The following is a 20,187-nucleotide window of genomic DNA, read 5'->3' on the forward strand; positions in this document are numbered from 1 at the left end:
CAATAGAGTCACGGAACACACGTCAATCGTCGACGTTTCACGGGGATTAAGGCGGAGGTCCGTCATGCGTATTCCGGCGCACTCGGTGTGCACGGCCGTCCGGGACGACATCGTCGCGGGTGTCTACGAGCGCGGCAGCCGCCTCACGGAGGAACTCCTCGCTCGCCGCTACGGCGTTTCCCGTGTGCCCGTCCGGGAGGCGCTGCGCACGCTGGAGGCGGAAGGCTTCGTGGTCACGCGCCGCCACGCGGGCGCGTGCGTCGCCGAGCCGACCGAGCAGGAGGCCGCGGACCTGCTGGAGATGCGCATGCTGCTGGAGCCGCTCGGCGCCTCCCGGGCCGCCCAGCGGCGCACCGAGGCCCATCTGAAGGTGCTGCGCGGTCTCGTCCGGCTGGGCCAGGAGCGGGCCAGGAGGGGCAACAGCGAGGATCTGCGCTCCCTGGGGGGCTGGTTCCACGAGACGCTCGCCCAGGCCTCCGGAAGCCAGGCCCTGACCTCGATGCTCACCCAGCTGCGCCACAAGATCGCCTGGATGTACGTGGTGGACGCCCCGGCCGACCCGGTGGAGTCCTGGGGGGAGCACGGCGCGATCGTGGACGCGGTGGCGCGCGGCGACGGGGAGCGCGCGCGTGCGGTCACGGCGCTGCACACCGAGCGGGCGACGGCCGCGCACCGGCTGCGCTTTTCCGGCGGCGCCGAGCGCGTCGACCGTGTGAGGACTTCGCAACCTCCCGTAAACATGACGGGTCTGCGGCATTAACACGAGGGCCGTATACAAAGAGGAGTGAATTCGTGGGGCGCTATTTCTGCTGCCCATGAGCGGGAAATTCAAAGGGCTCGCCCGACAATTCGGACGAGCCCTTCGGTGTTGCGTGACGACGTATTTACTGCAGCGCGCCGTCAGCGTTTTCAGACAGTCTCGGGGAGCTCCTCGAGACCTTCGGCGACCAGCTTCGCGAGCCGGTCGAGGGCAGCGTCCGCGCCCTCGGCCTCGGACGCGAGGACGATCTCCTCGCCGCCCTTGGCGCCCAGGCCGAGGACGGCCAGCATGGAGGCCGCGTTGACGGGGTTGCCGTCGGCCTTGGCGATCGTCACGGGGATGCCTGCGGCCGTGGCGGCCCGGACGAAGATGGAAGCGGGGCGGGCGTGAAGGCCCTCGGCCCAGCCGACGTTGACGCGGCGCTCAGCCATGTGATGCTGCCCTTCAGTGTCTCAGGTTGTCTAGACCAGTGTTCCACACGTGAAGCGTGGGAGGGCGGGACCGTGCGGTCCCGTCCCGACGTGGTCGTCGGATCGCGGCCTCGATCCGACGTGCGTCCTCCACAGACTGCCTCGCGCCGTTGTCGTACGCGAGCCGTACTCTGGGCCCCATGCAGAGCGCGTCGGACCGGCACGAGTACCCCGCCCACTGGGAGGCCGACGTGGTGCTGCGCGACGGCGGCACCGCACGCATCCGCCCCATCACCGTTGATGACGCCGAGCGCCTGGTCAGCTTCTACGAGCAGGTCTCGGACGAGTCGAAGTACTACCGCTTCTTCGCGCCCTACCCGCGCCTGTCCGCAAAGGACGTCCACCGCTTCACGCACCACGACTTTGTGGACCGGGTGGGACTCGCGGCCACCATCGGCGGCGAGTTCATCGCAACCGTACGCTATGACCGGATTGGCGCCGACGGCATGGCCGCCTCCGCGCCCGCCGACGAGGCCGAGGTCGCCTTCCTCGTCCAGGACGCGCATCAGGGGCGCGGTGTCGCCTCCGCGCTCCTCGAACACATCGCCGCCGTGGCGCGCGAGCGGGACATCCGCCGCTTCGCCGCCGAGGTGCTCCCCGCCAACACCAAGATGATCAAGGTGTTCACGGACGCCGGCTACACCCAGCAGCGCCACTTCGAGGACGGCGTCGTCCGTCTGGAGTTCGACCTCGAACCCACCGAGCGCTCCGTCGCCGTGCAGCGCGCGCGGGAGCAGCGCGCCGAGGCCCACTCCGTGGGACGGCTGCTGGCGCCCGGCTCCGTGGCTGTCGTCGGCGCCGGCCGCACCCCGGGCGGCGTGGGCCGGAGTGTCCTCGGCAACCTCCGGGAGGCCGGCTTCACCGGCCGCCTGTACGCCGTGAACAAGGCCTTCCCCGCGGACCTGAAGGAACTCGACTCGGCGCCCGCCCACCGCTCGGTGCGCGACATAGCGGAACCCGTCGACCTCGCGGTGCTCGCCGTCCCGGCCGAGCAGGTGCCCGAGGCCGTCGCCGAGTGCGGCGAGCACGGCGTGCAGGGGCTCGTCGTCCTGTCCGCCGGTTACGCGGAGAGCGGTCCCGAAGGGCGCGAGCGCCAGCGCGAACTCGTCCGGCACGCGCGCGCGTACGGGATGCGGATCATCGGCCCCAACGCGTTCGGGGTGATCAACACCTCCCCCCAGGTGCGGCTCAACGCCTCGCTCGCCCCGGAGATGCCGAGGCCCGGCCGGATCGGGCTGTTCGCCCAGTCCGGGGCCATCGGCATCGCCCTGCTCTCCCGGCTCCACCGGCGCGGCGGCGGCGTCACCGGAGTCACCGGCGTGTCGACCTTCGTCTCCTCCGGCAACCGCGCGGACGTCTCCGGCAACGACGTCCTGCAGTACTGGTACGACGATCCCGACACCGACGTCGCGCTGATGTACCTGGAGTCCATCGGCAACCCGCGCAAGTTCACCCGCCTCGCCCGGCGTACGGCGGCGGCCAAGCCGCTGGTGGTCGTCCAGGGCGCCGGTTCCGGCCCCCAGGGGCACACCGTGCGGGCGACGCGGCTGCCCCACGCGACGGTGTCGGCGCTGCTGCGGCAGGCCGGCGTGATCCGGGTGGACACCATCACCGAACTGGTCGACGCCGGTCTGCTGCTGGCCCGCCAGCCGCTGCCTACGGGGCCGAGGGTCGCGATCCTCGGCAACTCCGAATCGCTGGGTCAGCTGACCTACGACGCCTGCCTCTCCGAGGGACTGCAACCGCTGCACCCGCTGGACCTGACCACGGAGGCGTCGGCGGAGGACTTCCACGCCGCACTGGCGCGGGCGCTGGCCGACGACACGTGCGACGCGGTGGTCGTGACGGCGATCCCGGCGATCGGCGAGGCGTCGCCCGGCGACGGGGAACTCGCCCAGGCCCTTCGCTCGGCCGCGGCCGCCGCGCCCGCCAAACCGGTGCTCGTCGTCCACGTGGAACTCGGCGGCCTCGCGGCGGCCCTGTCCGCCGCGACGAGCACCGCACCGCGCGCGGAGACCACCGCACCGCGCGCGGAGGCCACCGCACCGCGCGCGGAGGCCACCGCACCGCGCGCGGAGGCCACCGCACCACGCACGGAGACCACCACACGCGCGCGTGCCGCGGCGGAAGGCGCCGGGACAGCGCAGCCCGCCGCCGTCGAGGCGCCCGAGGGAGCACACCTCATCCCCGCCTACCCCGCCGCCGAACGCGCCGTCCGCGCCCTCGCCGAAGCCGTGAAGTACGCACAGTGGCGGCGTGAGGCGGCCGACCCCGGCAAGGTGCCCGAGTACGAGGACATCGACGAGAAGGGCGCCGCCGAACTGATCGGCGGGCTCCTCGCGCGCGGGCAGGGCCTCACCCTCGGCACCGAGGAGACCTGCGAGCTGCTCGGCCGCTACGGCATCCGCACCCGCCGGGCGACCCCCGCGCCCACCCCCGACGAGGCCGCGCGGGCCGCGGAAGCCCTGGGCTACCCCGTCGTCCTCAAGGCCACCGCCCCCCACCTGCGCCACCGCGCCGACCTGGGCGGCGTACGCCTCGACCTGGCCGACGAGGAGCAACTGCGCCGGGCGTACGTCGAGTTGACCGAGCTCTTCGGCCGGCCGGAAGAGCTCCGCCCGGTCGTCCAGGCGATGGCGCCGCGCGGGGTCGACACGGTCGTCCGCGCGGTCATCGACCCGGCCGCCGGTGCCGTGCTCTCCTTCGGGCTCGCCGGGGCCGCCTCGCAGCTGCTCGGGGACATGGCGCACCGGCTGGTTCCGGTCACCGACCGCGACGCGGCCTCGTTGATCCGCTCGATCCGGACCGCCCCGCTCCTCTTCGGCTGGCGCGGCTCGACGCCCGTCGACACCCCCGCCCTGGAGGAACTGCTGCTGCGGGTGTCCCGGCTGGTCGACGACCACCCCGAGGTCGTCGCGGTCACCCTGGAACCGGTCGTCGTCGCCCCGCACGGCCTGAGCGTCCTGGGCGCCTCCATACGCCTCGCGCCCCCGCCCGCGCGCGACGACCTCGGACCGAGGACCCTCCCGACGTACTGAGACGTCCGGGAGCCCGCCCCGCGGAGCCGCTGTGCCGAGCGCCGCGAACGCCCTGCGGCCGTGGCCGCGTTCGCGACGGACACGGGCGGGCCCGCACCCGTCTCCTCTCCCGTGGCGGCCGCATCCCGGCACGCGCGCGAGACGCGACGCACCGGCAGCGGTTGCCTCCATGGGCGCGGGCCTCCGCGATTCCGAGGGATCGGCCCGCCGAAGCGGGTCGTGACCGGTGCCTCGCAGTCAGTGGGTCCCCGTAGGATGGAGGGCATGGCCAAGACCAGTACGACGACCCAGGGGCTGCGCGCGGCGATCGAGCGCAGCGGCTACTACCCGGCCCTCGTGGCCGAGGCGGTGGAGGCCGCTGTGGGCGGCGAGCCGATCCGGTCGTACCTGGTCCACCAGGAGACCACGTTCGACCAGAACGAGGTGCGCCGGCATGTGACCGTGCTGGTCCTCACCGGCAACCGCTTCATCGTCAGCCACACCGACGAGCAGGCCGCCGACACCACCTCCCCGACGCCGTACGCCACGACGTCCACGGAGTCGGTCAAGCTCGGCCGGATCTCCTCGGTCGTCCTCAGCCGCGTGGTCGCCAACCCGGAGTCGTACGCGCCGGGCACCCTGCCGCGCGAGGTCGTGCTGACCATCGGCTGGGGCGCCGTCTCCCGCATCGACCTGGAACCGGCCGCCTGCGGCGACCCGAACTGCGACGCCGATCACGGCTACACCGGCAACTCGACGGCGGACGACCTCAGCCTGCGCGTCAGCGAGGCGGGGGACGGCCCGGAGACGGTCCGCCAGGCGCTCGCCTTCGCCCAGGCGCTCTCCGAGGCCACCGCGGACGTCACCCGCTGATGGCACAGCCCACCCACTGGGACTTCCCCGAACCCCTCGCCGTCGGCTCCGCCCCCGTCCCCGAGTACGGCACCGGCTCCCTCGCCGACCTGCTGCCCACGCTGGCCGCGGGCATGGGCGTACCCGGCACCACCGCGGCGATCGGCGAGCTGGCCCCGGCCGACCGCAACTGCGTCTTCCTGATCGACGGCCTCGGCTGGGAGCAGATCAAGGACCACCCCGAAGAGGCGCCGTATCTGCACGCGCTCCTCGGCAGCTCGCGCGGCGGCACCGGACGTCCGCTCACCGCCGGCTACCCGGCGACCACCGCGACCTCCCTGGCTTCCGTCGGCACCGGACTCCCGCCCGGCGCGCACGGCCTGCCGGGCTACACCGTGCGCAACCCCGACACCGGCGCGCTGATGAACCAGCTGCGCTGGCAGCCGTGGACCTCGCCCGCCGCCTGGCAGCCGTATCCCACGGTCTTCCAGCTCGCCCACGAGGCGGGCGTGCACGCCGCCCAGGTGTCGTCCCCCGCGTTCCAGAACACCCCGCTGACCAAGGTCGCGCTCAGCGGCGGAACGTTTCACGGGCGGCTGACCGGCGAGGAGCGCATGGACCTCGCCGCCGAGCAGCTCGCCGCCGGCGACCGCTCCCTCGTCTACACGTACTACGCCGAACTCGACGGCGCCGGGCACCGCTACGGCGTCGCCTCCGACACCTGGCGCGGTCAGCTCATGTACGTCGACCGGCTGGTCCAGCGACTCGCCGAGCAACTGCCGCCGCGCAGCGCGCTCTACGTCACCGCCGACCACGGCATGGTCGACGTGCCCTTCGACGACGAGCACCGCATCGACTTCGACGCGGACTGGGAACTGCGCGCCGGGGTCGCCCTGCTGGGCGGCGAGGGCCGCGCCCGCCATGTCTACGCCGTGCCGGGTGCCGAGAACGACGTCCTGACCTGCTGGCGCGAGGTGCTCGGCGAACAGTTCTGGGTGGCCTCCCGGGACGAGGCGATCGCCGCGGGCTGGTTCGGACCGCAGGTCGACGAGCGGGTGCACGCCCGCCTCGGCGATGTGATCGCGGCCGCCCGGGACGACGTCCTGATCATCGCTTCCGAGCGGGAGCCCAAGGAGTCGGCGATGGTCGGCAACCACGGTTCGATGACCCCTGCCGAGCAGCTGGTGCCCCTGCTCGAAGTACGCTCCTGAGGTCCCGGAACCCTCCCAGAACCGTTTCTGCCCCACGGCTGTCCCACGCGGCCCGACCACCGCCCGACCGCTGCCCCACCTTCACCGAAAGGCGTTCGACTCCCCATGCCCGAGCTGGTGTTCTTCTCCGGAACCATGGACTGCGGGAAGTCGACGCTGGCTCTCCAGATAGAGCACAACCGCTCCGCGCGCGGGCTGCAGGGCATGATCTTCACCCGCGACGACCGGGCGGGCGAGGGCAAGCTGTCCTCCCGGCTCGGCCTGGTCACCGACGCGGTCGAGGTCGAGGACGGTCAGGACCTGTACGCCTCCCTCGTCGAGCATCTCTCGCAGGGCGGCCGCGCGGACTACGTGATCGCCGACGAGGCGCAGTTCCTCGCCGAGGAGCAGATCGACCAGCTCGCGCGCGTGGTCGACGACCTGGACATCGACGTCTACGCCTTCGGTATCACCACCGACTTCCGCTCCAAGCTGTTCCCCGGCTCCCAGCGGCTCGTCGAGCTCGCCGACCGCGTGGAGGTCCTCCAGGTCGAGGCCCTGTGCTGGTGCGGCGCGCGCGCCACGCACAACGCTCGCACGGTGGGCGGCGTGATGGTCGTCGAGGGCGCGCAGGTCGTCGTCGGGGACGTCGACCAGGGGGACACGGTCGGCTACGAGGTGCTGTGCCGACGCCACCACCGCCGCCGGATGACCTCGGCTTCGGCCAGGGCGGCAGCCCTGTCGCCGGACGTGCTGCCGGTGCAGCAGGTCTAGGACCAGGACCCGCTCCGGGAACCGCCCGTCACCGCAGCCCCTGGAGCAGGGAGAACCGGGCCCCCTCGGGGTCGGCCACGGACGCCACGCGCCCGTGCGCGCCGTCCCGGGCCGGTTCGAGGACCCGCCCGCCGAGGTCGACGACCTGGGCGAGCGCCGCGTCGGTGTCGGCCACCTCGAAGTACGTCGTCCAGTGCGGCCCCTGGTCCCGGGGCAGCGCGGGCCCCACGCCGTGGATGCCGGCGACCGGGCGGCCGCCGACGTTCAGCGTCACGTGGTCGAGGTCGGCGGACACGACCGCCTCCTCGTCGTAGCCGAACACCGTCTCGTAGAACTTGCGGACGCCCGCGGCCTCGAAGGTCGTCAGCTCGTACCAGGCGGGGGTGCCGGGCACGCCGGTGATGCCGGTGCCGAAATGGGCCGCGGCCTGCCAGACGCCGAAGACCGCTCCGGAGGGGTCGGAGCCGATCGCGAGGCGGCCGGCGGCGGAGGCGTCCAGGGGGCCGACCCCGATCGTGCCGCCGCACAGCCGGACCGTTTCGGCGGTCGTGTCCACGTCGTCCGAGGCGAGATAGGGCGTCCAGGCGACGGGCAGCTGGCGGTCCGGGGCCAGTTGGCCGATACCGGCCACCTCCTGGCCGTCGAGCAGCGCCCGCACATAGGGGCCGAGCTGATGCGGACCGGGTTGGAACTCCCAGCCGAACAGCCCGCCGTAGAACTCCTGCGTCGCCGTCAACCCGTGCGCCATCAGACTCACCCAGCAGGGTGTACCGGGCGCATACCGACCGTGTGCTGCGCCGATCGGGCCGGTCGGCCCGCCTGCCTCGGTCATCGTCACTCTCTCCTCGGCCACTCCCGGTGGCCGCTTCGCTTCTGCCCTCGGAGGATGCCTGATGGGGGGTTTCTCAACGGTTTACGCGCGGTTGTCGCTGTATGTCGATCGCATGTACGGCATGTGCTCGACTCCGCACGCCTCGTGATCGGGCCTGTCCGGCCGAGCAGAGTAGCCGGACATGAGCGATGGGGCCACCCCGTGCGCCAGGATGGTGGCCATGAACGCCATCATCACCGCATCGGAACTGGCCGGCGACCTGGCGGGGGATCGCCCGCCCGTCGTCCTCGACGTCCGCTGGCAGCTCAGCGTGGCCAAGGCGGCCGGGGAGCCGCCGTTCGACGGCCGTGCCGCCTACGAGGCCGGTCATGTGCCGGGCGCGGCCTATGTGGACCTGGACCGGGAGCTCGCGGGAGCGCCCGGCGGGGGCGGCCGGCACCCGCTGCCGGACCTCGCGGAGTTCGGCGCGGCGATGCGCCGGGCGGGCGTCTCGGCCGGCCGTCCGGTGGTCGTGTACGACGGCGGGCAGGGCTGGGCGGCGGCACGCGCGTGGTGGCTGCTGCGCTGGACGGGTCACCCGGACGTGCGGGTCCTCGACGGGGGGTTGCCGTCGTGGCGGGGCGACCTCTCGGTCGACGTCCACGCGCGCGTGGAGGGCGACTTCGAGCCGAATCCGGGCGCCGCGGGCCTCCTCGACGCGGACGGGGCCGCGGCCCTCGCCCGCTCCGGAGTGCTGTTCGACGCCCGCGCGGGGGAGCGGTACCGCGGCGAGGTCGAGCCGATCGACCGGGTCGGCGGACACATCCCGGGCGCCGTGTCCGCGCCCACGAACGACAATGTGGGCCCGGACGGCCGCTTCCTGCCCGTCGAGGACCTGAGGGACCGTTTCAAGGGCCTGGGAGCGTCGGACGGCGCCGAGGTCGGCGTGTACTGCGGATCGGGCGTCTCCGGCGCGCACGAGGTGCTGGCGCTGGCGGTCGCGGGGATCCCGGCGGCCCTGTACGTCGGGTCCTGGTCGGAGTGGTCCTCGGACCCGTCCCGGCCGGTCGCCGTGGGCCCCGACCCCCAGTAACCGGACACGTAAGGGAGGGCCGCGCCGAACGGGTGCGGCCCTCCCTTACGTATGTACCGTCGTGCGAACCGAAACCCACGAACCGGCGGACGCCCCGGGCGAGTTGCCCGAGGGCCGCTTACTCCTGTTACTCCTGCTTCTTGCGCCGGGTGCCGAACACGATCTCGTCCCAGCTGGGCACGGCGGCGCGGCGGCCCGGACGGACGCCGTCCGCCTCGGCCTGGCGGTCGGTGGCCCCGATGAGCCGGTCGCGATGGCTTCCGACGGAACGCGGCATGAGGACGTCCGCGTAGGCGGAACCGGCGGAGGCGGCGGGCGCCGGCGGCTCCTCGGCGACGGGCTCCTGCTCGTCGGGTTCCTCCGTGACGGGCTCGGCCGGACGCTCCGGGACGACCATGTCGCCCCGGAAGCTCGGCACCGCCTCCAACAGGCTGGTCAGCGAGTCGCGTTCCCGCTCGGCCGTGCTCTCCTCGGCCGGTTCGGACGGCTGGGCGGGCAGGCTCGGCCGGTCGAGGGCGCGGTCCAGCGGACGGTCGCGGGGCAGCCGGGCGATACGCGGCACGAAGGGAAAGCTGGGCTCGGGGGCGGCCAGGTCGTCGGACTCGCCGATGAGCGAGCGCGCCTCGTCGTCGACGGCCTGGACGAGCCGCCGGGGCGGGTCGTACGTCCAGCTCGCCGAGTGGGGTTCGCCCGCGACCAGGTAGACCAGCAGGACTTCCCAGGTGCCGTCGTCGCGGCGCCACGAGTCCCACTGGACGGTGTCCTTCTCGGCGCCACGGAGCAACAGCCGTTCCTGGACGGCCTCGCCGAGCTGTGGCCCGGCGTTCTCTCCGGGCCGACGGACCGGAGTCTTCCGGGCCCGCTCGGCCATGAAGGCTCGTTCGGCCAGCACGGGGCCCTCGAAGCGGCGCACACGGTCGACGGGGATGCCGGCCATCTGCGCGACTTCTTCCGCGGTCGCACCGGCACGTATACGTGCCTGGATGTCGCGGGGGCGGAGATGGCTCTCCACCTCGATCTCGATCTGGCCGAGGCGGGGACGGTCGCCGCGTACGGCGGCGCGCAGACGCTCGTCGATCGGAAGCGTGTACTCCGTGCTGTCCGCAGCCTTCAGCACCAGCCGTGTGCCGTCATTCGAGACGGCCACGACACGCAGTTCGGGCATGGGGACCTCCCGGGTGGTGCCTGCCGACGTCACGTGCGTCGCTGCTTCCGCTAGTCGAGTGTGGCCTGCCCGGGTGCAGCCTGCCACAACCTTGCCGAGTTGCCCGGCGTGTCGGGCACAGGCCCTGCCTCGCCGTTATGGCACGGTTACCTATTCGCCACGCTGAGTGACCAACACCATCACCCTGTGCAACTAGCCCCCCTTCAGGCGGTCCGGCGAGGCTCCGGACATCCTGGCGGGAGACCGGGCCCAGGGCTCGCAACAGTACTCCATTTGGGCCACGTGCGTGGATTGGCGCGCCACTCAACTTCAGGCGAGAGGTGGGACTTGGCCGCCTCTTGCGGACTTTTCGCGATCTTGAAGGTGGCGTACTTCACGCAATCTCCCGAAGGTTCCCGATATGCGCGAATGGCCTGATTCGAGCGAAGCGGCGGCGCCGTCGGCCGCCGCGTGCGCTCCCGGGGTCCGCTACGCGCCCAGGACCCTCCGCAGGTAGTCGTTCTGGAACCGGCGGTCGGGGTCCAGCCGGTCCCGCAGCGCCGTGAACTCGCCGAAGCGCGGGTAGACGCCGGCGAGGTACTCCGCGTCCCGGGTGTTCACCTTGCCCCAGTGCGGCCGGCCCTCGTGCGCGGTGAAGATGCGCTCCGCGGCGGTGAAGTACCCCTGATAGGGCGTGCCCTTGACCATGTGAACGGCGATATAGGCGCTGTCGCGGCCGGAGGCGGTGGACAGGGCGATGTCGTCGGCGGGCGCGGTGCGCACCTCCACGGGGAAGCTGACCCGCAGACGCGAGCGCTCGACCATGGACCGGAGCTCGCGCAGCGTCTCGGTCACCGCCTCGCGCGGGACCGCGTACTCCATCTCCACGAACCGCACCCGGCGCGGAGAGGTGAAGACCTTGTAGGGGATGTCGGTGTAGGTGCGCGCGGACAGGGCCTTGCTGGAGACCCGGGCGATCGTCGGGATCGTCGCGGGCGCCGCGCGCCCGACCCACTGGGCCACCTGGAAGACGCCGTTGGAGAGGAACTCGTCCTCGATCCACCCCGCGACCTGGCTCACCGGCCGGCGCGGGCCGGCGCTGCGGTTGTTGCGCTTGGTGTTGGTACTGCCGGTGTGCGGGAACCAGTAGAACTCGAAGTGCTCGTTCTCCGTCCACAGTTCGTCGAAGTCGGCGAGGACCTTGTCGAACGGCATCGGTTCCTCCCGCGCGGTGAGCAGGAAGATCGGCTCCACGGCGAAGGTGATGGCGGTGACGATCCCGAGCGCGCCCAGGCCGATCCGGGCGGCCGCGAAGACCTCGGGGTTCTCCTTCTCGGAGCAGGTGAGCACCGAGCCGTCGGCCGTGACCAGTTCCAGGCCCTTGATCTGGGCGGCGATCGACGCGGACTCGCGGCCCGTGCCGTGCGTGCCCGTGCTGGTGGCCCCGGAGACCGTCTGCTCCATGATGTCGCCCATGTTCGTGAGCGACAGGCCCTCGCGCGCGAGGGCCATGTTGAGTCTCTTGAGCGGCGTGCCGGCCTCCACCGTGACGGTCAAGTCGTCCCGGTCGATCCTGCGGATCCCGGTCAACAGTTGAGGGCGGATCAATACGCCGTCCGTCGCGGCGATCGACGTGAAGGAGTGGCCGCTGCCGACGGCCTTCACCCGCAGCCCGTCCTCGGCGGCCCGCCGCACGGCCTCGGCCAGTTCGTCGACGGAGGCGGGCGTGACCTCCCGCGCGGGGCGTGCCGCGACGTTGCCGCCCCAGTTACGCCACGTGCCGTTCTTCCCGCTCGCTGTGCTGCTCAACGGTGCCTCCCCGACCCGGTGCCGGCCTGCTCAGCCGGCGGTACCCCAGGAATCCGACCGCGACCGCGACGGCTCCGGACACCGCCGGAACCCCGTACCCGGCTCGCGCCCCGGCCGCGTCGATGACCCAGCCGGCGACGGCGGAGCCGAGCGCGACCCCGACCGCGAGCCCGGTGCTGATCCACGTCATGCCCTCGGTCAGTTGTGCACGTGGTACGTGCTCTTCGATGAGGGACATGGTGGTGATCATCGTGGGAGCGATGGCCAGGCCCGCAAGGAACAGCGCCACGGCCAGAAACGGCAAGTTTCCGACCAGTAGGAGGGGGATCATACTCACGCCCATCATGAACACGCCCAGCAGCCAACGACGTTCCGGGGCCCCCTTGAGGTGCAGCAGGCCGAACACGAGCCCCGCCACGCACGAACCGGCCGCGTACACCGCCAGGACGAGACTGGCGGCGCCCTTGTGGCCCTGCTCCTCGGCGAAGGCGATGGTGACCACGTCGACCGCCCCGAAGATCGCTCCGGTCGCCACGAAGGTGGTCACCAGGACCTGCAGGCCCGCCGAGCGCAGCGCCGAACCGTCGGCACGCTGCTCGCGCGGATGCGGCTCGGGCTCGGTGGCCCGCTGGGCGGTCAGCCAGAAGACGCCGACGGCCAGGAAGCACCCTGCCAGCAGGGGGCCGGCCTCCGGGAACCAGACCGTGGACAGACCGATGGAGATGATCGGCCCGAAGATGAAGCAGACCTCGTCCACCACGGACTCGAAGGAGTACGCCGTGTGCAGCTGCGGAGTGCCCCGGTAGACGGCCGCCCAGCGGGCCCGGACCATGGCGCCGAGGCTGGGCACGGTGCCGATGCCGGCGGCGCACACGAACAGCGCCCAGTCCGGCCACTCGAAGCGCGCGGCCAGCAGCAGCCCGGCCGAGGCGGCGAGCGCGACCAGCGTCGCCGGGCGCAGCACCCTGCGCTGACCGTGCAGGTCCACCAGCCGCGAGATCTGCGGTCCGAAGGCGGCGGCCGCCAGCGCGATGGTCGCCGACAGCGCACCCGCCAGCCCGTAGCGGCCAGTGAGCTGGGACACCATCGTGACCACGCCGATGCCCATCATCGACAGCGGCATCCTGCCGAGGAACCCCGCGGCGGAGAAGCCCTTGGAGCCGGGGGCGGCGAACAGGGCGCGGTAAGGGCTGGGCACGGTGGGTCTCCGGTGGTCCGGCTCACGCGCGCGCGGCGGCTCGGCACGGCGTGAGGGAAGGCGGTTCGTAGGGACTCGATGACGGGTGCGGTGAGTCCGGCGGAACCGGTAAGGCGTAAATGCAGCTCATACAGCTTACGAACTTAGGCAACCCTAACGCACTGGTGTGCGAGGTTTGCCCGTCCGTCCGTCCCCCCGCCGTTTTCCGGCTGTCAGAGGCGGGTGGCAGGATCGACCCATGCGAGACGTGCTCGACGCCACCCCCTACGACGCCCTGCTCCTGCTCTCCTTCGGCGGACCGGAAGGCCCGGACGACGTGGTCCCGTTCCTGGAGAACGTGACGCGCGGGCGCGGCATCCCCAAGGAACGCCTCAAGGAAGTCGGGCAGCACTACTTCCTCTTCGGCGGGGTCAGCCCCATCAACGACCAGAACCGCGCCCTGCTGGACGCGTTGCGCAAGGACTTCGCCGACCACGGCCTGGACCTGCCGGTCTACTGGGGCAACCGCAACTGGGCGCCGTACCTCACGGACACCCTGCGCGAGATGGTCGCCGACGGCCGCCGCCGCATCCTGGTCCTGGCCACCAGCGCGTACGCCTCGTACTCCGGCTGCCGCCAGTACCGCGAGAACCTCGCCGAATCGCTGGCAGCGCTGGAGGCCGAGGGCCTCGCGCTGCCCAAGATCGACAAGCTGCGGCACTACTTCAACCACCCCGGCTTCGTGGAGCCCATGATCGAGGGCGTGCTGCGCGCGCTCGCCGACCTTCCCGAGGACGTCCGCGGCGGCGCGCACCTCGCCTTCACGACGCACTCGATCCCGAACGCGGCCGCGGACGTCTCCGGCCCCGTGGAGGACCACGGCGACGGCGGCGCGTACGTGAAGCAGCACCTGGACACCGCGCGGCTCGTCGCCGACGCCGTCCGCGAGCGCACCGGCGTCGACCACCCCTGGCAGCTCGTCTACCAGTCGCGCTCCGGCGCCCCGCACATCCCCTGGCTGGAGCCGGACATCTGCGACCACCTGGAGGAGCGGCACGCGGCCGGCGTCCCGGCCGTCGTGATGGCCCCCATCGGCTTCGTCTCCGACCACATGGAGGTCCTCTACGACCTCGACACGGAGGCCAAGGCCAAGGCGGAGGAGCTCGGCCTGCCGGTGCGCCGCTCGGCCACCGTCGGCGCCGATCCGCGCTTCGCCGCCGCGATCCGCGAGCTCGTCCTGGAGCGCGCGCAGACGGAGAGCGGCGTGAAGGTCACTCCGTGCGCCCTCGGAGCGCTCGGCGCGAGCCATGACCTGTGCCCGGTGGGCTGCTGCCCCGCCCGCGCCCCCAAGCCCGCCGCCGCGGGCGCCGACAGCCCCTACGCGTGAGGAACGGCGTGACCGACCCCCTGCACACGGAACTGCTCGAACTCGCCCGGGAAGCCGCCCGCCGGGCCGGTGAGCTGCTGCGGGACGGCCGTCCGGCCGACCTCGCGGTCGCCGCCACCAAGTCGAGCCCCATCGACGTGGTCACCGAGATGGACATCGCGGCCGAGAAGCTGATCACGGGCCTGATCTCGGAACACCGACCCGAGGACGGCTTCCTCGGCGAGGAGGGCGCCTCCAACGAGGGCAGCAGCGGCATCCGCTGGGTGATCGACCCCCTCGACGGCACCGTCAACTACCTCTACGGCCTGCCCACCTGGGCCGTCTCCATCGCCGCCGAGCAGGACGGCGACACCGTCGTCGGGGTCGTCGAGATCCCGATGCGGGGCGAGACGTTCCACGCCGTGCGCGGCGGCGGGGCCCGCGGGACGGGCGGCGGGGCGGGCGAGCGGGTCCTGAGCTGCCGACCGACGGCGCCCCTCGAACAGGCACTGGTCTCCACCGGCTTCAACTACGTCACCGAGGTCCGCGTCCACCAGGCCGACGTCGCCCACCGGCTGATCCCGCTGGTGCGCGACATCCGGCGCAGCGGCTCGGCCGCCGTCGACCTGTGCGACGTGGCCGCGGGCCGCCTCGACGGCTACTACGAGCGCGGGCTGCACCCCTGGGACCTCGCCGCGGGCGACCTCATCGCCCGGGAGGCGGGCGCGCTGACCGGTGGACGGCCCGGAGAGCGCCCCGCACGCGACCTGGCGATCGCCGCCACCCCCGGCGTCTTCGAGCCCCTCCAGCGCCTGCTGGAGGACTTCGGCGCCTGGCACGACTGAGCCGCCTTCGCTCGGACATGCGAAGGGGCCCCGGCGCTGGATTCGGCGGGGCCCCTTCGTCATGCGAACTGCTTTCAGACGCTCGTCGCGCCGACCTCCACACCGTGCTCGGCGGCGAGGCGGCGCAGGTCGTCGAGCTCGGCCTGCTCCACCTCGACGAGGAAGTCGTCGCCCTCGTCGCGAGCCCGCGTCAGGTCGGACTCGGTCGCCCTTATGCGCTGCAGAAGTCCTGCGGTGAATGCGTCCATGCTGCGCCCCCTCGTCCTGGGTCGTGGGTCATGGGTCGATGGCACGGGGGTGTGCCGGGTCGGGAAAGGGGCGATCACGTCTCCAACAGGTGCCCAGCGCTGCCCTGCCGGGCGGCGACGGTGCCGGACACCCACGCCCACTCTGCGGCAAGTGGATCGCAGCGTGCCGCTTCGTGTGCTGCGGCACATGCAGAGCGTGATCGCGGGGTGTAAAGCCGTCCTCCCCCCGCTCCCTTCCGCGGAAACCTCAACCCGACGAGAAAATCTCGCATTCCCGGGCTTCACACCCGTCCTTCGTCTCCCTCTCACCGCCTTACCGCCGACTTATGGCCGAAAAGGGCAGGATGGAAGCCCACAGTCACCAAAGACCCCTGCCCGCGTGCGCTCACGGAGCGCTACGCGAGTGGACACAGGAAGGACAAGCGACGTGCGCGTACTCGTGGTCGAGGACGAGCAGCTGCTCGCCGATGCGGTGGCCACCGGACTGCGCCGGGAGGCCATGGCCGTCGACGTCGTGTACGACGGTGCGGCCGCCCTGGAACGCATCGGCGTGAACGACTACGACGTGGTCGTCCTCGACCGCGACCTCCCCCTCGTGCACGGCGACGACGTCTGCCGCAAGATCGTCGAGCTCGGCATGCCCACGCGCGTGCTGATGCTCACCGCCTCCGGCGACGTCAGCGATCGCGTGGAGGGTCTGGAGATCGGCGCCGACGACTACCTCCCCAAGCCCTTCGCCTTCAGCGAGCTGATCGCACGCGTGCGTGCCCTCGGCCGGCGCACCAGTGTGCCGCTGCCGCCCGTCCTGGAGCGCGCGGGCATCAAGCTCGACCCCAACCGCCGCGAGGTCTTCCGCGACGGCAAGGAGGTCCAGCTCGCGCCCAAGGAGTTCGCGGTCCTGGAGGTGCTGATGCGCAGCGAGGGAGCCGTGGTCTCCGCGGAGCAGCTTCTCGAGAAGGCCTGGGACGAGAACACCGATCCGTTCACCAACGTCGTCCGCGTGACCGTCATGACGCTGCGCCGCAAGCTGGGCGAACCCCCGGTGATCGTCACCGTGCCCGGTTCCGGCTACCGGATCTGATGCACGATGGCCGCGACGCCCGCGCCGCCCCAGGCGCCCCCCAAGCCCACCTGGGACCCCAGGAGCCCGCAGATCCCCTTTCCGTGGCTGCGGCCCACCATCCGCATACGCCTCACCCTGCTCTACGGCGGGATGTTCCTGATCGCGGGCATCCTGCTGCTGTCGATCATCTATCTGCTGGCGGCGCAGGCCATCAGCACGGGCAACCAGCCGCCGTTCAAGATCGTGAACGCCACCGGCGTGATCAAGGTGGCCAGCACGGACTGCTCCGGGCTCACCGCCGAGTCGGGCCTGACCCAGTTCAACTCCGCGGTCAGCGCCTGCATCGACCACCAGCGCCAGATCGCCCTGGACAACCTCCTCAGCCGATCCCTGCTCGCCCTCCTCGGCCTCGCGATCATCGCCTTCGCCTTCGGCTACGCCATGGCCGGCCGCGTGCTCTCCCCGCTCGGCCGGATCACCCGTACCGCGCGCGCGGTCGCGGGCTCGGACCTGGCCCGTCGTATCGAGCTGGACGGACCGGACGACGAGCTGAAGGAGCTGGCCGACACCTTCGACGACATGCTGGAGCGGCTGCAGCGCGCCTTCACCGCCCAGCAGCGCTTCGTGGGCAACGCCTCGCACGAGCTGCGGACGCCGCTCGCGATCAACCGCACCCTGCTCGAAGTGCACCTCTCCGACCCCGGTGCGCCGGTGGAGCTGCAGCAGCTCGGCAAGACGCTGCTGGCCACCAACGAGCGCAGCGAACAGCTGGTCGAGGGTCTGCTGCTGCTGGCCCGCAGCGACAACCAGATCGTCGAGCGCAAGCCGGTCGACCTCGCCGAGGTCGCCGAGCAGGCCATCGACCAGGTGCACGGGGAGGCGGCGGCCAAGGGCGTGGTGATCCGGGGCGAGCACAAACCCGCGGTCGTCCAGGGCAACGGCGTGCTGTTGGAGCGGATCGCCTTGAACCTCGTACAGAACGCCGTACGGTACAACGTGCCCGAGGGCGGCTGGGTCGAGGTGACCACCGAGATCCAGCACGGCCAGGCAGTCCTGGTCGTGTCGAACACCGGGCCGGTCGTGCCGGCGTATGAGATCGACAACCTGTTCGAGCCCTTCCGTCGGCTGCGTACGGAGCGGACGGGCAGCGACAAGGGCGTCGGGCTCGGCCTGTCCATCGTGCGGTCCGTGGCGCGGGCGCACGGCGGCCATATCGCGGCCCAGCCGCGCGAAGGGGGTGGGCTGGTGATGCGAGTCACCTTGCCTGTCTGAGATCATTGCGCCGACACCCGCGGGGATGTTCGCTTTGCGCGGAATTTTCTGGGCTCCAACTGGGCTTTCCCGTGTGTGATCGATCACAAGGGCGAATTTCCGGCCATCTACTCTCCGTGATCATGAATGCCACCGTAAGGCCCGGAAAATCCGGGTTTTCGGGGGTCCTGATCACGGGAAGTACACGGTGAGACGCCTTTGAAGTGCGGCATTCGGACCGTGTACGGTCCCGATCGCCATCCATGCCGATCACTCGTGAGGAGTTCGGTTGGGTGTCGATTGAGTAACAGACCTTGATGTGAGGCAAAATCTCCGCCTCGAGGCGGGCACAAGTCCGGCCTCTCACGCGTTACGTGCGCTGGAGACACCGCAGACACCCAGAGGGGGAGAGGCGAAATGGCTACCGATTACGACACCCCACGCAAGACCGATGACGACGTGGATTCCGACAGCCTTGAAGAGCTGAAGGCCAGGCGGAACGACAAGTCCGCCTCCGCAGTCGACGTCGACGAGTTCGAGGCCGCGGAAGGGCTCGAGCTGCCCGGTGCAGACCTCTCCAATGAGGAGCTGGCTGTCCGGGTACTGCCGAAGCAGCAGGACGAGTTCACCTGCATGAGCTGCTTCCTGGTGCACCACCGCAGCCAGCTGGCCCGGGAGAAGAACGGTCAGCCGATCTGCCGCGACTGCGACTGAGGACGGGTCGGCCGTGACTGGCTCGACCCCTCCTCGGAAGCGCCGCTTCCCCCTGCGGGGAACGGACAAAGGGCCCTCCCGCGGCCCTCACGGCGTGCGTGACGACGAGCGAGGCTCATCCGGTACGGGAGAGATCCCGGCAGGATCGGCCTCGCTCGAACCCGCGACCGACCGGGGTGACCGCCCGGTGCCGACGCGGAATGCCGCCCCCGTCGCAAGGCGACGGGCGGCGGTCATCCGGGAGAAGGCCACCGGCCTGGCCCGGGAAGGCGTCCGCAAGGGCGGTGACCGCGCCAGGGCGGGGCTGGCGCACCTCGCCGACCGGATCATCGAGATCGCCCCGCGGATCCCCGTACGGGACCTTCAGACGCTCCGCAGACAGTTCCCGGGCCTCGGCCCCGAGCAGCTCGCGGACAAGCTCGTGACGGGCGCGGCGAACGCCACGTCCACCGTCGGAGCGGGCATCGGGGCGGCGGCCATGCTTCCCGTGCCGCCCGCGATGCCGACCGAACTGGCGGCGGAGATCACCGGGGTCGCGGCGGTCGAACTGAAACTGATCGCCGAACTCCACGAGGTCTACGGCGTGCGACCGCCTGGCAACCTCAAGGACCGCAGTACCGCGTACCTGCGCTCCTGGTCGGGCGAACGCGGGATCGACGTCCTGAAGCCGGCGTCGGTCAACTCGGCGCTCGGCGGGCAGATGAAGCGCGAGCTGCGCCAGCAGATCATGAAGCGCATGGTCCGCGACCTGCCGAACCTGATGCCCTTCATGGTCGGGGCCGCCGTCGGAGCGGTCATGAACCGGCGCGACACCCGGCGCGTGGCCGCGAAGGTCCGGGCCGACCTGAGGAAGATCCAGGTGCCGTGGGACGCGCTGCCCGAACTGCCGCCGCTGGAGAAGCCGGCGGATCCACTGGCCGTCGGGGAGATCCCCACGCACCCCTTGAACCCCGGCAACCCCGAGAACCCCGAGAACCCCGGAGAGCTCGGGGGCTGAAGGGCTTCCGGGGCTGAGGTTCGCCGAGGCCGGCGGAGGTCTGCGGAGGTCTGCCGGGGCCGTCCGGCGGGGCTGGGCGCTCGGCTACGCGGCCGTCTCCCGCGCCGCCTTCAGGGCCTGCGCCAGGCGCTCCGGCTCCCGCGTCGACAGGTACAGATACGGCGTGGGGTCGGCCGGGTCGATGACCTCCACCTTCAGCGCCCTCGGGATATAGGCGCGCAGCAGCAGGAAGGCGCGGGTGTCGGCCTTGTACGTGCGCCAGGCGCGCGCCTCCTCCGGGTCCAGGATCTCCGCCTCGCCCAGGGCCGTGACCGGGATCTTCGCCTCGCCCGCGATGAGCGAGTCGCCCACCACGCGGATGCGGAGGGATCCGTAGGAACTGGCCACGACCGCCGCGGCCGCGGTGCCGCCCACCAGGCCGCCGAGCAACGGCAGGGTGCCGAAGGGCAGCAGGATCAGGGCCATGGAGACGCCCACGAGGAACGAGACGAACCACCAGGAGCGCGGGGCGGTGAGACGTTCTTCGTACGGGGTGGCGGAGAGCTGCATGGAGCCAAGCTTGGCACGGTGCCCGGATACACCGGACGCGCGGGTAAGGTCTGCGGC

General features: G+C 71.7%; 19 protein-coding genes. 12 read left to right on the forward strand and 7 right to left on the reverse strand.

The genetic code is table 11. The annotated features are described in order from the left end of the window. The first annotated feature begins 64 nt into the window (after positions 1 to 64). On the forward strand, positions 65 to 760 hold the full coding sequence (locus tag ACWCPF_RS28420; RefSeq protein WP_451047952.1) for a GntR family transcriptional regulator: 696 nt from the start codon (positions 65 to 67) through the stop codon (positions 758 to 760). 149 nt (positions 761 to 909) lie between these two features. Here ACWCPF_RS28420 and ACWCPF_RS28425 read toward each other — a convergent pair whose 3' ends face one another. Further along, positions 910 to 1,191 (reverse strand): HPr family phosphocarrier protein, encoded by a 282-nt coding sequence (locus tag ACWCPF_RS28425; protein ID WP_351909603.1) that lies wholly within the window; start codon positions 1,189 to 1,191, stop codon positions 910 to 912. A 179-nt stretch (positions 1,192 to 1,370) separates the two neighbouring features. On the opposite strand from ACWCPF_RS28425, the gene ACWCPF_RS28430 reads away from it, so the two are divergent. The 4 genes from ACWCPF_RS28430 (at position 1,371) to ACWCPF_RS28445 (ending at position 7,063) form a co-directional block, all read left to right on the forward strand. After that, positions 1,371 to 4,268, forward strand: coding sequence for a bifunctional acetate--CoA ligase family protein/GNAT family N-acetyltransferase (locus ACWCPF_RS28430; protein WP_451047953.1), 2,898 nt, complete (start codon positions 1,371 to 1,373; stop codon positions 4,266 to 4,268). 255 nt (positions 4,269 to 4,523) lie between these two features. Further along, positions 4,524 to 5,120 carry a DUF5998 family protein gene (locus tag ACWCPF_RS28435; RefSeq protein WP_451047976.1) on the forward strand — a complete coding sequence of 199 codons (597 nt, stop codon included), beginning with the start codon at positions 4,524 to 4,526 and terminating at the stop codon, positions 5,118 to 5,120. Beyond that, complete coding sequence (locus ACWCPF_RS28440; RefSeq protein ID WP_451047954.1) at positions 5,120 to 6,310, forward strand: alkaline phosphatase family protein; 1,191 nt, start codon at positions 5,120 to 5,122, stop codon at positions 6,308 to 6,310. The genes ACWCPF_RS28435 and ACWCPF_RS28440 overlap by 1 nt, the downstream gene beginning before the upstream one ends. A 105-nt stretch (positions 6,311 to 6,415) precedes the next feature. Next, a complete protein-coding gene (locus ACWCPF_RS28445) occupies positions 6,416 to 7,063 on the forward strand; it encodes a thymidine kinase (RefSeq protein WP_451047955.1) in 648 nt (215 codons plus the stop codon). 28 nt (positions 7,064 to 7,091) lie between these two features. On the opposite strand, the gene ACWCPF_RS28450 is transcribed toward ACWCPF_RS28445, so the two are convergent. Continuing rightward, positions 7,092 to 7,895, reverse strand: coding sequence for a VOC family protein (locus tag ACWCPF_RS28450; RefSeq protein ID WP_451047956.1), 804 nt, complete (start codon positions 7,893 to 7,895; stop codon positions 7,092 to 7,094). A 220-nt stretch (positions 7,896 to 8,115) separates the two neighbouring features. On the opposite strand from ACWCPF_RS28450, the gene ACWCPF_RS28455 reads away from it, so the two are divergent. After that, the gene (locus ACWCPF_RS28455) at positions 8,116 to 8,967 is read left to right on the forward strand and encodes a sulfurtransferase (RefSeq protein ID WP_451047957.1); all 852 of its coding nucleotides are present in this window, start codon (positions 8,116 to 8,118) and stop codon (positions 8,965 to 8,967) included. A gap of 127 nt (positions 8,968 to 9,094) precedes the next feature. Here ACWCPF_RS28455 and sepH read toward each other — a convergent pair whose 3' ends face one another. The 3 genes from sepH to ACWCPF_RS28470 form a co-directional block, all read right to left on the reverse strand. After that, the gene (sepH, locus tag ACWCPF_RS28460; RefSeq protein WP_451047958.1) at positions 9,095 to 10,132 is read right to left on the reverse strand and encodes a septation protein SepH; all 1,038 of its coding nucleotides are present in this window, start codon (positions 10,130 to 10,132) and stop codon (positions 9,095 to 9,097) included. A gap of 468 nt (positions 10,133 to 10,600) precedes the next feature. Then, positions 10,601 to 11,920, reverse strand: a complete 1,320-nt coding sequence (locus tag ACWCPF_RS28465; RefSeq protein WP_451047959.1) for a D-arabinono-1,4-lactone oxidase — start codon at positions 11,918 to 11,920, stop codon at positions 10,601 to 10,603. Next, on the reverse strand, positions 11,880 to 13,118 hold the full coding sequence (locus ACWCPF_RS28470) for an MFS transporter (protein WP_451047960.1): 1,239 nt from the start codon (positions 13,116 to 13,118) through the stop codon (positions 11,880 to 11,882). The genes ACWCPF_RS28465 and ACWCPF_RS28470 overlap by 41 nt, the downstream gene beginning before the upstream one ends. A 238-nt stretch (positions 13,119 to 13,356) precedes the next feature. Between ACWCPF_RS28470 and ACWCPF_RS28475 the strand changes: the two genes are divergently transcribed. After that, entirely contained in the window at positions 13,357 to 14,484 is a 1,128-nt protein-coding gene (locus tag ACWCPF_RS28475) for a ferrochelatase (RefSeq protein ID WP_451047961.1), read from the forward strand. Positions 14,485 to 14,492: 8 nt separating this feature from the next. Then, entirely contained in the window at positions 14,493 to 15,308 is an 816-nt protein-coding gene (locus tag ACWCPF_RS28480) for an inositol monophosphatase family protein (protein ID WP_451047962.1), read from the forward strand. A gap of 74 nt (positions 15,309 to 15,382) precedes the next feature. Here the strand turns inward: ACWCPF_RS28480 and ACWCPF_RS28485 are convergent, their stop codons facing one another. Next, entirely contained in the window at positions 15,383 to 15,556 is a 174-nt protein-coding gene (locus tag ACWCPF_RS28485) for a hypothetical protein (protein ID WP_351909625.1), read from the reverse strand. Between the two features lie 427 nt (positions 15,557 to 15,983). Between ACWCPF_RS28485 and ACWCPF_RS28490 the strand changes: the two genes are divergently transcribed. From ACWCPF_RS28490 to ACWCPF_RS28505, 4 genes are all read left to right on the forward strand, one after another. Next, on the forward strand, positions 15,984 to 16,637 hold the full coding sequence (locus tag ACWCPF_RS28490; RefSeq protein WP_003993508.1) for a response regulator transcription factor: 654 nt from the start codon (positions 15,984 to 15,986) through the stop codon (positions 16,635 to 16,637). A gap of 6 nt (positions 16,638 to 16,643) precedes the next feature. After that, a complete protein-coding gene (locus ACWCPF_RS28495) occupies positions 16,644 to 17,891 on the forward strand; it encodes a sensor histidine kinase (protein ID WP_451047963.1) in 1,248 nt (415 codons plus the stop codon). Positions 17,892 to 18,287: 396 nt separating this feature from the next. Further along, positions 18,288 to 18,584 (forward strand): DUF4193 domain-containing protein, encoded by a 297-nt coding sequence (locus tag ACWCPF_RS28500; protein ID WP_003993510.1) that lies wholly within the window; start codon positions 18,288 to 18,290, stop codon positions 18,582 to 18,584. 13 nt (positions 18,585 to 18,597) lie between these two features. Next, positions 18,598 to 19,581, forward strand: a complete 984-nt coding sequence (locus ACWCPF_RS28505) for a hypothetical protein (RefSeq protein ID WP_451047964.1) — start codon at positions 18,598 to 18,600, stop codon at positions 19,579 to 19,581. Positions 19,582 to 19,665: 84 nt separating this feature from the next. On the opposite strand, the gene ACWCPF_RS28510 is transcribed toward ACWCPF_RS28505, so the two are convergent. Beyond that, on the reverse strand, positions 19,666 to 20,130 hold the full coding sequence (locus ACWCPF_RS28510; protein ID WP_451047965.1) for a DUF3093 domain-containing protein: 465 nt from the start codon (positions 20,128 to 20,130) through the stop codon (positions 19,666 to 19,668). Positions 20,131 to 20,187 lie beyond the last annotated feature (57 nt).

This window comes from Streptomyces sp. NPDC001858 (assembly GCF_053594615.1).